11 protein-coding genes are annotated in these 13,291 nt (G+C 69.3%); 1 reads left to right on the plus strand and 10 read right to left on the minus strand.

Annotated elements, in window-relative coordinates:
* Window positions 1–139: 139 nt before the first annotated feature.
* The 9 genes from WAT24_RS16060 to WAT24_RS16100 all read right to left on the minus strand — a co-directional run bounded on the left by WAT24_RS16060 (window position 140) and on the right by WAT24_RS16100 (window position 9,521).
* The gene (locus tag WAT24_RS16060; RefSeq protein ID WP_336808912.1) at window positions 140–430 is read right to left on the minus strand and encodes a YbeD family protein; all 291 of its coding nucleotides are present in this window, start codon (window positions 428–430) and stop codon (window positions 140–142) included.
* Complete coding sequence (locus WAT24_RS16065) at window positions 430–1,686, minus strand: D-alanyl-D-alanine carboxypeptidase family protein (RefSeq protein WP_336808913.1); 1,257 nt, start codon at window positions 1,684–1,686, stop codon at window positions 430–432. The genes WAT24_RS16060 and WAT24_RS16065 overlap by 1 nt, the downstream gene beginning before the upstream one ends.
* A gap of 62 nt (window positions 1,687–1,748) precedes the next feature.
* Window positions 1,749–2,660 (minus strand): septal ring lytic transglycosylase RlpA family protein, encoded by a 912-nt coding sequence (locus WAT24_RS16070; RefSeq protein ID WP_336808914.1) that lies wholly within the window; start codon window positions 2,658–2,660, stop codon window positions 1,749–1,751.
* Window positions 2,657–3,661, minus strand: a complete 1,005-nt coding sequence (gene mltB, locus WAT24_RS16075; protein ID WP_336808915.1) for a lytic murein transglycosylase B — start codon at window positions 3,659–3,661, stop codon at window positions 2,657–2,659. Before mltB ends, WAT24_RS16070 begins: the two co-directional genes overlap by 4 nt.
* 94 nt (window positions 3,662–3,755) lie before the next feature.
* Entirely contained in the window at window positions 3,756–4,871 is a 1,116-nt protein-coding gene (gene rodA / locus WAT24_RS16080) for a rod shape-determining protein RodA (protein ID WP_336808916.1), read from the minus strand.
* A complete protein-coding gene (gene mrdA / locus WAT24_RS16085; protein ID WP_336808917.1) occupies window positions 4,868–6,808 on the minus strand; it encodes a penicillin-binding protein 2 in 1,941 nt (646 codons plus the stop codon). Before mrdA ends, rodA begins: the two co-directional genes overlap by 4 nt.
* 1 nt (window position 6,809) lies before the next feature.
* A complete protein-coding gene (gene mreD, locus WAT24_RS16090) occupies window positions 6,810–7,295 on the minus strand; it encodes a rod shape-determining protein MreD (protein WP_336808918.1) in 486 nt (161 codons plus the stop codon).
* Entirely contained in the window at window positions 7,292–8,236 is a 945-nt protein-coding gene (mreC, locus tag WAT24_RS16095) for a rod shape-determining protein MreC (RefSeq protein ID WP_336808919.1), read from the minus strand. Before mreC ends, mreD begins: the two co-directional genes overlap by 4 nt.
* A gap of 238 nt (window positions 8,237–8,474) precedes the next feature.
* The gene (locus tag WAT24_RS16100) at window positions 8,475–9,521 is read right to left on the minus strand and encodes a rod shape-determining protein (protein ID WP_336808920.1); all 1,047 of its coding nucleotides are present in this window, start codon (window positions 9,519–9,521) and stop codon (window positions 8,475–8,477) included.
* 242 nt (window positions 9,522–9,763) lie between these two features.
* On the opposite strand from WAT24_RS16100, the gene WAT24_RS16105 reads away from it, so the two are divergent.
* Window positions 9,764–10,696 (plus strand): carbohydrate kinase family protein, encoded by a 933-nt coding sequence (locus tag WAT24_RS16105; RefSeq protein WP_336808921.1) that lies wholly within the window; start codon window positions 9,764–9,766, stop codon window positions 10,694–10,696.
* A gap of 30 nt (window positions 10,697–10,726) precedes the next feature.
* Here WAT24_RS16105 and WAT24_RS16110 read toward each other — a convergent pair whose 3' ends face one another.
* The gene (locus tag WAT24_RS16110; protein WP_336808922.1) at window positions 10,727–12,895 is read right to left on the minus strand and encodes a diguanylate cyclase domain-containing protein; all 2,169 of its coding nucleotides are present in this window, start codon (window positions 12,893–12,895) and stop codon (window positions 10,727–10,729) included.
* Window positions 12,896–13,291 lie beyond the last annotated feature (396 nt).

The raw sequence follows: 13,291 nt of genomic DNA on the forward strand, positions 1-13,291 counted from the left end.
CGCACGAGGCGGGAATCAAGCGCTACGCGCCTTGAACCCCCCCTCCGGGGAGAGGGTTCGGGTGAGGGGCGGGGGCTCGCGGGAAGAGTGGGCACTGCAGCGCGAGGCAGGCTCGGCCCCTCACTCGGGCGCCAGGCGCTCAGAGCGTGTAGCGGATCGCCGGGTCGGCACGCAACGCCGCATGGGCGCCGTCGTACTGCTCGCGCGTCTCGCAGCGGAAGCTCACCGTCACCGAGACGAACTTGCCCTCGCGCGAGGCGCGCTGGCTCACCGTCTCGTGCAGCACGTGCAGACCCTCGCCCTCGAGGATCCGCGGCACGCGCCGGGGCAGGTCCGCGCCCGCCTCGCCCATGGCGGTGATCTCGAACTCGCCCGGGAACTGGAAACCCTTGCCTTCTTTCTTGGCCTGCTCGAAGTCGATCTCGTGCATCACTTGGTATCCGCGGCGGGGGCCGTGGTCGCGGTGTCGTCCTTCTTGCCGCCATGGAACCACAGCAGGATGGAATCCCACAGGCGCTTGAAGAAGCCGCCCTGCGGGGCGTCGTTCAGCGCCACCAGCGGCATCGTCTGCACCGGCTGGTTGTCCAGCGTGACGCGCAGCGTGCCGACCTGCTGCCCCTTGCTGAAGGGCGCGACCAGGGTGGCGGGAATGTCCATGGTGGCCTTGAGCCGGTCATACGAGCCGCGCTTGACGGTGACCTGCAGCGGCTGGGTGATGCCGATCGGCAGCGTGTCGGCCTCGCCCTTCCACAGCTTCGGCGTGGCCAGCGGCTTGCCGGCGTCGTAGAGCTTGTGCGTTTCGTAGAAGCGGAAGCCGTAGTTGAGCAACGCCATCGCCGAGTCGGCGCGGGCCTTCTCCGAGCTCGCCCCCATCACGATGGCGATCATGCGCGAATCGCCCTGCACGGCCGAGGCCGCCAGGCAGTAGCCGGCCGCGGCGGTATGGCCGGTCTTGATGCCGTCCACGCTGGGATCGCGCCACAGCAGGGTGTTGCGGTTGCCCTGCTTGATGCCGTTCCACTCGAACTGCTTGATCTTGGAGATCGCGTAGTCCTCGGGGAAGTCGTGGATCAGCGCGCGCGAGAGGATCGCGATGTCGCGCGCAGTGGTGTAGTGGTTGGCGATCGGATAGCCCGATGCGTTCTCGAAGTGCGTGTTGGTCATGCCCAGCTGCTTGGCATAGGCATTCATCAGGTTGGCGAAGGCCTCCTCCGAACCGGCGGTGTGCTCGGCCAGCGCGATCGCGGCGTCGTTGCCGGACTGGATGATCATGCCGTACAGCAGGTCCTTCAGCGGCACCTGGCTGTTGAGCTTGAGGAAGCTGGTGGAGCCGTCGGTACCCGCGCCGCCGCCGCGCCAGGCGTGCTCGCTGATGGTGACCGGGTCTTCCATGTGGATCTTGCCGTTGGCGATCTCGGCCGAGACCACGTAGTCGGTCATGATCTTGGTGATCGACGCCGGCTCCACGCGCTCGTCCGGGTTCTTGCTCGCGAGGATCTGGCCGGTGGCGTAGTCCATCAGCACCCAGGAACGGCCATCCACGTCCGGCGGCGGCGGCACCGGTGCCTCGGGCACGGTCGGACGCGGCACCGGCGAAGGCTTCGGCGGCGTCTGCTGCGCGAAGGCGGCGCCGGCGACCAGCGCGGCGGCGGCTAACGAGGCAAGGGTACGGCGGAAAAAGCTCATCGTCGGTGTCAATCCCATCGTGGTGGCCGGCGCCCCGCGCGCCAGCGCGAAAAATGCATCGCTCAGTCTACCGCGACCTGGGGTCGCGGCAGGCCGAGCTGCTCGATCTGTGTGGCGACCTGATCGGCCTGCTCGGCATCGGCGAGCGGACCGACCCGCACGCGACGGATGTCGCGCCCGTCCACCTGCGCGTCGATCACCTGCACCGGCGCCAGCCTGGCCGAACGGAGCCTGCTCGCCACGCGGTCGGCATTGGCCAGGTCGGCGAACGCGCCCACCTGCAGGTAGATCGCCGCATGCGCGTCGACCGTTGGGACCGCCGCAGGCGCGCCGGGTTCCCCCGTCCGGGCGAGATCCTCGTCCGGGTGCGCCGGGTCGATCGCGCGCACCTCGACCAGCCCGGTGCCCTTGGGCCAGATGCCGATCTTCACGGCAGCCGCGTAGGACAGGTCGATCAGCCGGTTCTCGTGAAAGGGCCCGCGGTCGTTGATGCGCACGATCACGCTCTTGCCGTTCTCCAGGTTGGTGACGCGCGCGTAGCTGGGCAGCGGCAGCGTCTTGTGCGCGGCGCTGAAGGCGTACATGTCGTAGTCCTCCAGGCTGGAGGTCTTGTAGCCGTGGAACTTGGCGCCGTAGAAGGAGGCGATGCCGCGCTCGTCGTAGCCACGCGCGGTGGGCAGCACGCGGTAGGTCTTGCCGAGCACGGTGTAGGGCGACTTGTTGCCGTACAGGGAACGCGGCTCGACCTTCGGGACGGGCTCGGGAATGCGGCTGACGTCGATCGGCGGCGGCACGCTGTCGTCGCTGTCACGGTAGCGGCTCGACTGCGGCCGGCTGATGTCGTCGCGGAAGCCGCCGTGGCGCCCTTGCGCATGCGACCCGCCCGCGCCCGCGTGCGAGGGGCGCGGGCGGGAGGTGCCGCAGCCGACCAGCAGCAAGGCGGGCAGCAGCAGGGCGAGGAGGCGCCCGTTCACGGCACCGCGTCCGCCGAGCGCACGCCCAGGGCGATCGCCTCGGCGAGCTGGTGCACCGCGAGCGCGTACAGCGGGCTCCGGTTGTAGCGGGTGATGACGTAGAAGTTCTGGAAGGTGAACCAGTATTCCGGCCCGTTCGCGCCCTGCAGCGTCTGCAGGCTGGTCGGCCGGCCCGGGTCGAACGCCTGCAGCGGCGCATAGCCCCACGCCTCGAGCTGCTCCAGCGGCCAGCGCGGCTGCGCGTCGGGCACGTCCAGCGGACGCGGCGCGGCATCCGGCTGCGCCCGCGCGGCGACCGGGCCGCCGCGCTCCCAGCCGTGCCCGGCGAAGTAGTTGGCGACGCTCGCCAGGATGTCCGGCAGCGAGCCCTGCAGGTCGATGTGCCCGTCGTGGTCCGCGTCCACGCCGAAGTCGCGGATGCTCGAGGGCATGAACTGGCCCCAGCCCTGCGCGCCGGCGTAGGAGCCGGTCAGCGTGTCCAGCGGACCGGCCAGGTGGTTGTCGGGGAGCTCCAGCAGCACCTTCAGCTGCTCGCGGAAGAACGCCGCGCGCGGCGGGTAGTACAGCCCCAGCGTGACCAGCGCATCGAGCACCTTGTACTTGCCGGTGTTGCGCCCGTAGAAGGTCTCCACGCCGAGGATGGCGACGATGTACTCCGGCGCGACGCCGTACTGGTCGGCGATGCGCTCGATCAGCGCGCGGTGGGCGAGGTAGAACGCCACACCCTCGTCGATGCGCTTGGGGGTGATGAAGATCGGCCGGTAGTCCTTCCACGGCTTGGCTTCGGCCGGGCGGCTGATCGCGTCGAGGATCGACTGCTGCCGCTGCGCGCCGCTCAGCAGCGCGTCGAGCTGCGCCGGATCCTTGCCGGTGTCGCGGGCGACCTCGCGCACCAGCTCGACCTGGCCGGGGTGCACGGTCTTCTGGGCGTGCGCCGGCGCGACGGCCAGCAGGAGAGCGGCGAGCACGCCAGGCAGGCGGCACGAACGGAGGACGGCCATGGGCGGCGACGCTGCGCGGATCGACATGGCGCCCTAGCCTAACACGCGCGCACGGGCGCTCCGTGGCCCGATGCAGGCGGCTCGCTGGCGCGGCTCAGTCATGCATCTTGCGGTTGGCGTGGATCGACATCAGCACGCCGAAGCCGCTCAGCAGGCTGACTGCCGAGGTGCCGCCGTAGCTGATGAACGGCAGCGGCACGCCGACCACCGGCAGCATGCCGGCGATCATCCCGCCGTTGACGAACACGTAGACGAAGAAGCTCATGCCGATCGCGCCGGCGAGCAGGCGCGAATAGGTGTCGCGCGCCTCCATCGCGATCCACAGGCAGCGGCCGATGATGAAGGCGTACAGCGCCAGCAGGCAGATCACCCCGACCAGGCCGAACTCCTCCGAGAACACCGCGAAGATGAAGTCGGTGGTGTGCTCGGGCAGGAACTCCAGCCGCGACTGCGTGCCGTGCATCCAGCCCTTGCCGAAGATGCCGCCGGAGCCCACCGCGATCTGCGACTGGATGATGTGCCAGCCGTTGCCGAGGGGATCGGCCTCGGGGTTGAGCAGGGTCAGCACGCGATCGCGCTGGTACTGGTGCATGAAGTGCCAGCCGATCGGCACCATGGCGGCCGCCACGCCGGCCAGCAGGCCGATGCGCCACCACGCCACGCCGGCCAGGAACAAGGCGAACGCGCCGGCGCCGGTGACCAGCAGCGCGGTGCCCAGGTCTGGCTGCTCGGCGATCAGCCCGGCGGGGATCGCGATCAGCATGCCCACCACCGCCATGTCCTTCCAGCTCGGCGGCAACTGGCGCGGGTGCAGGTACCAGGCGGCCATCATCGGCATGGTCAGCTTGAGCAGCTCGGAGGGCTGGAAGCGCATGAAGCCCAGGTCCAGCCAGCGGTAGGCGCCGCGGCCCTCGCCCAGGATCGCCACCAGCACCAGCAGGGCGGTGCTGCCGGCGTAGAGCCAGGGCGTCCAGCTGCGCAGCACGTTCGGCGGGATGCGCGAGATCAGCAGCAGCAGCGCGCCGCCGAGCACGAAGCGCGCGGCCTGGCCGCCGACCAGGCCGAGGTCGCCGCCGCCGGCGCTGTAGAGCGTGACCAGCCCGGTCGCGGCGAGCAGGAACAGGCCGGCCGCCAGCGGAAGATCGATCCGCGGCCGGGTCAGGATGCGGCGCAGGAAGCGGCGCGCGCGCGCCTGCAGGGCCTGGATCATGGCGTGACTCCGGTGTCGGCCGGCACGTCCTCGATCTGCGCGCTGCTCGGCGGCGCCGGGTTGGCGCCCTCGGGAAGCGGCTGGACCGGCGCGCCGCCCTGGGTGACCAGCCAGGCGTCGAGGATGCGGCGCACGATCGGGCCGGCATCCTGCGCACCCCAGGCACCCGCCTCCAGCATGGCGACCGCGGCGATCTTCGGATCGTCGGCCGGCGCGTAGGCCTCGAACCAGGCGCGATGGCGGCTGGCCAGGTAGGCATTGTTCTTGTTGGTGTCGTAGGCCGAGGTGGTGCGCGAGAAGCGTTCGGCGGTGCCGCTCTTGCCGGCGATCGGGTACGGGAAGCCCTTGTTCAGGCCCTTGCCGGTGCCGCCGGTGATCACCGCCTCCATGCCCTGCTTGATCACCTCGAGGTTCTGCGGCTTGCTCACCAGCGAAGGCCCGGTCGGCGGGTTGGGCAGCGGCTGTTTGGGCGCGTCGACGCCCGCCTGGGTCGCCATCACCAGCCTGGGCGCGCGCGGAATGCCCTGCCCGGCGAGCACCGACAGCGCATGCGCCAGCTGCAGCGGAGTCACCGCCCAGTAGCCCTGGCCGATGCCGGCGATGATCGTCTCGCCCGGATACCACGGCTCGCGCGAGTGCGCCTGCTTCCACTCGCGCGACGGCAGCACCCCGGTCTCCTCCGAGTCGAGGTCGATGCCGGTCTTCCGGCCGAAGCCGAAACGGCCCATCCACTCGCTCAGGCGGTCGATGCCCAGGTCGAGCGCCAGCTTGTAGAAGTAGGTGTTGGTCGATTTCTCGATCGCATGCACCATGTCCACCACGCCATCGCCGCCACGCTTGTCGTCGCGGCGGCAGAAGGTCGAGCCGGGGATGCAGAATTCGCCGGTGGAGAGCACGGTGTCCTCCGGACGGCGCACACCGTACTCGAGCCCGCCCAGCGCCAGGAACGGCTTCACGGTGGAGCCCGGCGGATAGATGCCGCGCAGCGCGCGGTTGTACAGCGGCTTGTCCGGCGCGGTGGTCAGCGCCTTGTAGTCGGCGCTGCTGATGCCGTTGACGAACAGGTTGGGATCGAAGCTCGGCACGCTGACCATCGCCAGTACCTGGCCGTTGCGCGGATCGATCGCCACCGCCGCGCCGGGACGTCCCTCGAACGCCGCCGCGGCCGCCTTCTGGATGCGCACGTCGATCGACAGGTACAGGTTCTTGCCCGGGATCGGCGGGTGGGTCTCCAGCACGCGCTGGGTGCGCCCGTCGGCATTGACCTCGACCAGCTCGTAGCCGGGCGTGCCGTGCAGCACGTCCTCGTAGGAGCGCTCGATGCCGCTGCGCCCGACGTGGCTGGTGCCCTGGTAGCGGTCCGGGTCCAGTCGCTTGAGGTCGTCCGCGTCGATGCGCCCGACGTAGCCGATCACGTGCGCGAACAGGTCGCCGTACGGGTAGTGGCGGGTCAGGTACGGCACCACGTCCACGCCCGGGAAGCGCCAGCGGTTGATCGCGAAGCGGGCGATGTCGTCCTCGGACAGGTGCATCTTGAGCGGCACGCTCTCGAAGCGGCGGCTCTGCCGCAGCCGCTTCCTGAAATCGGCAATGTCGTCCGGATCCAGCGGCACCACCGAACCGATCTGCGCCAGCATCGCCTTCATGTCGGGCACCTGCTCGGGCACCACTTCCAACCGGAAGGCCGGCACATTGTCGGCCAGCAGCACGCCGTTGCGGTCGTAGATCAGGCCGCGCGCGGGGGGGATCACCCGCGGCTTGACGCGGTTGTTCTCCGAACGGGTGACGAACTCGGCGTGGCGGGTGACCTGCAGGTAGAAGAAGCGGCCCGACAGCGCGACCAGGCCGAGCAGGATCAGGGCGAAACCGACCAGCGAGCGCCGCTGGAACAGCGCCGCCTCGCCGCGAGGGTCCTTCAGGGCACGACGTTTCTTCATCTCACTGGATGCGCAGGCGCATGCGCAGGTCGTCCAGCAGCAGGAACAGGAACGGCCACAGCGCGGCGCCGACGAAAGGCGAGATCCACCAGCTCGGCGGCGGCAGGGCATCGCCGGCGAACACGCGCACGATGGTGAGCAGGATACGGTCGTTGAGGAGCAACGCCAGCACCGCCAGGGTCTGCTGCCACATCGGGAAGAAGCGCAGGCGCGACCGGAAACGCAACGCGATGAACACCAGCGCGGTCAGGCGCAACGCCTGCTCGCCGAGCAGTACGCCCACCAGCAGGTCGGCGGCCAGGCCCGTGACGAAGGCCAGCCCGAGGGTGACCCGGTCGCCCGATTCCAGCGCCCAGTACAGCAGCACCAGCGCCGGCCAGTACGGCTTGAACGGCTGCAGCGCGGCCGGCAGCGGCACCAGCATCGCCAGCAGGGCGAACACCAGCGTCCCCACGAACCACCACTGGGCGAGTCGCTGGCGGTTCATGGCGTACGTCCCCTCGCGCGTGGGGGCGAGGCAGCGCTGCCGGCACCGGCCGGCGCCAGCTCGGCCGGCGGCCCCACCGGCGTGGCCGGCGCGGGCGGCCCGACCGGCTCGGCCTGGTCGTGCAGCAGCAATACATCCTCGCTGCGGTTGATGTCGGCAGCGGGCTGCGCCTGCGCCTCCAGGAACATGCCGCTGGGCACCGGCGCGGTCTGCACGATGCGGCCGACCGGAAAGCCCGGCGGGAAGCGCCCGCCCAGGCCGGAGGTGAGCAGGCGGTCGCCCACCCGCACGTCGGCGGCCATCGGGATGGTCGGCAGGCTCAGCCGGTCGCCGTCGCGCGAGCCGTAGGCGATGGTGCGCAGGCCGGTACGCTCGATGGTTACCGGCAACGCGTTGTTCGGGTCGGTGACCAGCATCACCACCGAGGTGGTCGGCAGCGTTTCGACCACCTGCCCCATCACGCCGTGGGCGTCGATCACCGGCTGGCCGGGCTTGACGCCGTCGCGGGCGCCCACGTTGAGCATCAGGCGGTGACGGTAGGCCCCCAGGTCGACGCCGACCACGCGGGCGAGCTGCACGTTGAGCTCGAGGCTGCGCTGGGTGTCCAGCAGCTCCTTCAGGCGCTGGTTCTGCTCGGCCACGCTGGCCATGCGGTTCAACTTGGCGTTCGCCAGCAACAGGTCCTCGCGCAGGCGCTGGTTCTGCTCGGTCAGCCGCTGGCGGTCGGCGAACGCCACGCTGAGCGTGCGCATGCCCTCCACCGGCAGGCCGGCGAGCCGATAGAGCGGCTCCACCGCGACCGCGGCGCCGTAGCGCAGGCGCCACATCCAGCCGTTGCGCTGGTCGAGCACCATCAGCACCACCGCCAGCGCAAGGTAGCCGATCAGGCGCAGGGTGCCGGCCACGGAGCCGGCGAACAGGGGCGAGGAATCCTGGCCCATCAAACGAACCCAGATAGGAAAAAGCCGCGCCCTCGGACGCGAAGACGCACGGAGGGGCGAGCCCGCATGGCCTCAGGCGCTTCCCGCCTGCGGTCGGGAAGGCGACGAAGGCCGAAGCGCCGCGCCGGCCTCAGTTCCACATCCAAGCGCACCTCGATCGCCCCCCGTCGCGAGCACCCCGCCCCGGCCCCGATCCTCTCCCCGCGGGGGAGAGGATGCAAACCAGGCGGTGCCCCGGTCACTCCGGTGCGAAGAAATCGCTGCCGTGCTGGTCGATCAGCTCCAGCGCCTTGCCGCCGCCGCGTGCCACGCAGGTGAGCGGGTCGTCGGCGACCTGCACGTGCAGGCCGGTCTCCTCGGAGATCAGCCGGTCCAGGTCGCGCAGCAGGGCGCCGCCGCCAGTCAGGACGATGCCGCGTTCGGCGACGTCCGAGCACAGTTCCGGCGGGGTCTGCTCCAGCGCCGACTTGACCGCCGCCACGATGCCCGACAGCGGCTCGTGCAACGCCTCGAGCACTTCGTTGGAGTTGATCGTGAACATGCGCGGCACGCCCTCGGCGAGGTTGCGGCCGGAGATCTCGATCTCGCGCACCTCGCTCTGCGGGAAGGCGCAGCCGATCTCGATCTTGATCCGTTCGGCGGTCGATTCGCCGATCAGCGTGCCGTGGTTGCGGCGCACGTAGTTGATGATCGCCTCGTCGAAGCGGTCGCCGCCCACGCGCACGGACTGCGAGTAGACGATCCCGTTGAGCGAGATCACCGCCACTTCGGAGGTGCCGCCGCCGATGTCCAGCACCATCGCGCCGCGCGCCTCGTGCACCGGGATGCCGGCGCCGATCGCGGCGGCCATCGGCTCCTCGATCAGGAACACGTCACGGGCGCCGGCGCCTTCGGCCGACTCCTTGATGGCGCGGCGCTCGACCTGGGTCGAGCCGCACGGCACGCACACCAGCACGCGCGGGCTGGGCCGCAGCATGCGCGACTTGTGCACCTGCTTGATGAAGTGCTGCAGCATCGCCTCGGTCATGGTGAAGTCGGCGATGACGCCGTCCTTCATCGGACGCACCGTCGCGATGTTGCCCGGCGTGCGCCCGAGCATGCGCTTGGCGTCGCTGCCCACCGCCGCGACGGCGCGCGGGCCGCCGGGGCCGCGATCCTGGCGGATCGCCACTACCGAGGGTTCGTTGAGGATGATGCCCTGCCCACGCACGTAGATGAGCGTGTTGGCGGTGCCCAGGTCGATGGAGATGTCGTTGGAAAAGATGCCGCGAAACTTCTTGAACATGAGGCCTGGCGCGCCCGCTGGGAAAAGGAAAAAAGTAAGCGTGCCAGTCTAGTGAGCGGGTCCCACCCACGCAAGCGCAAAGACGTTAAGAATCCCTTGCAGAACGCGATGATGCGCGCATTTCCTGCGCCTCGCCGAGGTGCCGTGGCGCAATCGGTGGTCGCCTTGGCGAACGCATCGCGCTACGATTGCAGGGTTTGCCGGACGACTTCCCGTCCGTCGCTTCATGGGGTTCCATCCGAATGTCAGCCGTCATCTGCGGTTCGCTGGCCTACGACACCATCATGGTGTTCCCCGACCAGTTCAAGAACCACATCCTGCCGGACAAGGTCCACATCCTGAACGTCTCGTTCCTGGTGCCGCAGATGCGCCGCGAGTTCGGCGGGTGCGCAGGCAACATCGCCTACAACCTCAAGTTGCTGGGCGGCGACCCGTTGCCGATGGCGACCGTGGGGCAGGACTTCGGTCCCTACCGCGAGCACCTGCTCCGCTGCGGCATCCGGCTGGAAGGCGTGCGCGTGTTCGAGGACCAGTTCACCCCGCAGTGCTTCATCACCACGGACCTGGACAACAACCAGATCACCGCCTTCCACCCGGGCGCGATGTCCAGCTCGCACCACAACCACGTGGGCGACGTGGCCGACGCGCAGTTCGGCATCGTGGCCCCGGACGGGCGCGAGGCCATGCTGCAGCACACCGACGACTTCGCCGCGCGTGGCGTGCCCTTCATCTTCGACCCGGGCCAGGCGATGCCGCTGTTCAACGGCGACGAGTTCCGCTCGATGATCGGCAAGGCCAACTACGTCATCGTCAACGACTACGAGTCGCAGCTGCTGCAGCAACGTACCGGCTGGAGCGCCGAGCAGATCGCCAGCCGCACGCAAGCCTACATCGTCACGCTGGGGCCGCGCGGTTCGCTGATCCACACCGGCGGTCAGGTGATCGAGATCCCGGCAGCACGCGAGCGGCAGGTGGTCGACCCCACCGGTTGTGGCGATGCCTATCGTGCGGGACTCATCTTCGGCATCATGAACGGTTACGACTGGCCGACGATCGGCCGCATGGCCTCGCTGATGGGCGCGCTCAAGGTGGAGCATCCCGGCACGCAGAACCAGTACTTCACCTACGGCGAGTTCGCCTCGGCGTTCCACGAGCAGTTCGGCTACGCGCTCTGAAGCGCCGGCGGCCGCCGGTGGCCACCGATCCTATCCCTGCGCCACGTGCAGGCCGTCGCGGCCGGATGCCTTGACGCGGTACATCGCCTGGTCCGCCTCGCGCAGCAGCTCGTCTGCAGTCATGCCGGGGCGGTGGAACGCCACGCCGACGCTCGTGCTGATCTGCAGTACCCGGTTCCTGTCCACGCGTATGGGTCGGCGTACGGCGGCCACCAGCCGTTCGCAGATGCCCTCGACCTCGCGGCGGGAAAGGCCCTCGGAAAAGAACACGAACTCGTCGCCGCCCAGGCGTCCGAGTACGTCGCTGGGCCGCAGCAGGCGCCGCACGCGCCGCGCGAAGGCCCGGATCACCTGGTCGCCGATATCGTGTCCCCAGGTGTCGTTGATCGACTTGAACCGGTCGATGTCGAAATAGACCACCGCGAGGCGCTCGGGTGCGACGGCCAGGGTCCGTTCCAGCTGAAGCAGGAAGAAGGCGCGGTTCGGCAGGTCGGTCAGGCTGTCGTGGTTGGCCAGCTGTTCGAGCTTCAGTTCGTTGAGCTTGCGCTCGGTGATGTCCTCGGAAACGCCCAGCAGTCCCGTGATGCGCCCTTCGGCATCGCGCAGCGGCAGCTTGCTGGTGCGGGCCCAGAACGTGCTGCCGTCCCGCCGGCGCACGAGCATTTCGGCGCCCACCACCGCCTCGCCCCGTTCGAGGACTCGTCGGTCCTCCTCGCGGTACTCGTCGATCCTCGCCGGGTCGATCTGCGCCTGCCGGGCGCACAGCTCCTCGTCGGTGCAGCCGATGATGCGCGCCTCGTCCAGCCCGAGAAACTGGGCGAAGTTGCGGTTGCACCCCACCACGCGGCGCTCGATGTCTTTCCAGAACACCTCCTGCGGGAGGTTGTCGACGATCGACTGCAGCGTCCGCCGCGACCGCTGAAGCGCCTGTGCCTGCCGCTTGCGCTCGGTGATGTTCTCCACGATGCCGAGCACGCCGGCGACGATGCCGCCGGACATCATCGGCACCAGCACCACGTTCACGTCGAACCGGCGGCCATCCGGCGCCTGCAGCACCGTGTCATAGGAGGCCGCCGTGCCCTGCAGGGCCGCTTCCCAATGCCGGCGACCCAGGTCACGGAACTCCGGCGCGATCAGCGCTTCGGAACGCGTTCCGAGCAGCTCGGCCCTGCTCAATCCGAACTCCGTGAGCGCCTTCTCGTTCACGTTCACGAAGCGGCGTTGCAGGTCGAGGTAATACACGGCAAAGGGATGGTGCTTGAACGCCTTGTGCAGGTTCTGCGCGAAGACGGTGTGGGTATAGGGTCGACGCAGACGCAGGCCGACCTGGTGGGCCGCGAGCGCGAGCAGGCCCGAGAGCAGCAGGCCGCTCAGCAGCACCAGGCCCTCGCCGGCCTCCCACGCCGATGCGCCGCTAGCCTTGTGGAAGAACTGCGCTTGCCAGCGCCGCCCCGCGAATTCCACGGTGAATGCCGCAAGCAGCGATTCCTGCTGCCCGGCGCGCCGCACGCCGTCGTCGTCGTAGAGGAGCCTGCCGCCCATCCCCGCATCTTGGATCTCGAGGTCCAGCGCGCGATCAAACGGACGGCCAAGGGCATGCCGGATCGTCTCGTCCAGCACGAAGGTCGAACGCACGAAGCCAAGCACGCCGCCGTCGTCGCCCATGGGCGTCGAGGGGCCCGCCGGCGCATAGACCGGCGTGAAGATCGCCAGCATGGTCGTGCCGCTGGCGTCGGAATAGGGCAATGCGATCGTGGTGCCCGAGCCGGCGGCGTCGCGCATGGCCGCCTGGCTGGCGGGAATGGCCTGATCCACGGCGGTGCCGGTGGATACCGCATGGAGCATGTGGTCGGCTTGCAGACGATCGGTCGAGCCGACGCCCGGATGCCGCCCGGTCGGCGCATGGCTGGCGGGAGCCGGTCTTTGCCCTTCGCGACCGCCGGTCAGGTAGACCACCGATTGCAGCCCCGGCTGGGGCGCGAACGCCTCCCGGATGGCGATGTAGCCATCGAAGCTGCGCCGGTCCAGCGGCTGCGAGGTGGTGACGTGCGCCGCCAACCCCTCGTTGAAGTCGGTGATGGAGGCAAGTCCGAGCTCGAGGTTCCGCAGATAGGCGCTGGCCTGCTCGCGCTGACGGTACAGGCTCTCGTCACGGACGGATTGTCCATGGAAGTGGCCGGCCAGCATCGTGCCGCCCATCCCGACAACCAAGATGAGGAGGGGTAAGCCGATGCGGCGAACAGAGGCGAACACGATGACCTACAGCCTGAGAGGAAGCCTTGCATGCCCGCCTTGGCGTCCTTCTGTCCACGCCTCTAGCTTCCGACCAGGAAGCCCCGCCAAGTGAGAAGGGGTTGGCGGTTTTCACGAGAGCTTCACCGCCCGAACGGGGCGTTCCGCTGCGGTACGGCTTGGCGCGGCCTCTACGCGAACGCACGGCCCTCCCGGGCCGGCGCCACGGCGCCGTCCCCGGATGAGGCATGGACGACGAAGGCGCAAAGAAAAACCCTCTCCCGAGGGGGAGAGGGTTTGGGTATGAAGCCCCTGGCGGTGACCTACTCTTGCATGCGAGGTGCACACTACCATCGGCGCGGC

It is taken from the genome of Fulvimonas yonginensis (genome assembly GCF_037137055.1).
Taxonomy (GTDB): domain Bacteria; phylum Pseudomonadota; class Gammaproteobacteria; order Xanthomonadales; family Rhodanobacteraceae; genus Frateuria_A; species Frateuria_A yonginensis.

What these genes read in the sequence shown, in the direction of transcription:
- WAT24_RS16060 (WP_336808912.1), bottom strand. Translation starts at nt 430, where the DNA reads ATGCACGAGATCGACTTCGAGCAGGCCAAGAAAGAAGGCAAGGGTTTC.
- WAT24_RS16065 (WP_336808913.1), bottom strand. Translation starts at nt 1,686, where the DNA reads ATGAGCTTTTTCCGCCGTACCCTTGCCTCGTTAGCCGCCGCCGCGCTG.
- mltB (WP_336808915.1), bottom strand. Translation starts at nt 3,661, where the DNA reads ATGGCCGTCCTCCGTTCGTGCCGCCTGCCTGGCGTGCTCGCCGCTCTC.
- rodA (WP_336808916.1), bottom strand. Translation starts at nt 4,871, where the DNA reads ATGATCCAGGCCCTGCAGGCGCGCGCGCGCCGCTTCCTGCGCCGCATC.
- mrdA (WP_336808917.1), bottom strand. Translation starts at nt 6,808, where the DNA reads ATGAAGAAACGTCGTGCCCTGAAGGACCCTCGCGGCGAGGCGGCGCTG.
- mreD (WP_336808918.1), bottom strand. Translation starts at nt 7,295, where the DNA reads ATGAACCGCCAGCGACTCGCCCAGTGGTGGTTCGTGGGGACGCTGGTG.
- mreC (WP_336808919.1), bottom strand. Translation starts at nt 8,236, where the DNA reads ATGGGCCAGGATTCCTCGCCCCTGTTCGCCGGCTCCGTGGCCGGCACC.
- WAT24_RS16100 (WP_336808920.1), bottom strand. Translation starts at nt 9,521, where the DNA reads ATGTTCAAGAAGTTTCGCGGCATCTTTTCCAACGACATCTCCATCGAC.
- WAT24_RS16105 (WP_336808921.1), top strand. Translation starts at nt 9,764, where the DNA reads ATGTCAGCCGTCATCTGCGGTTCGCTGGCCTACGACACCATCATGGTG.
- WAT24_RS16110 (WP_336808922.1), bottom strand. Translation starts at nt 12,895, where the DNA reads ATGGGCGGCACGATGCTGGCCGGCCACTTCCATGGACAATCCGTCCGT.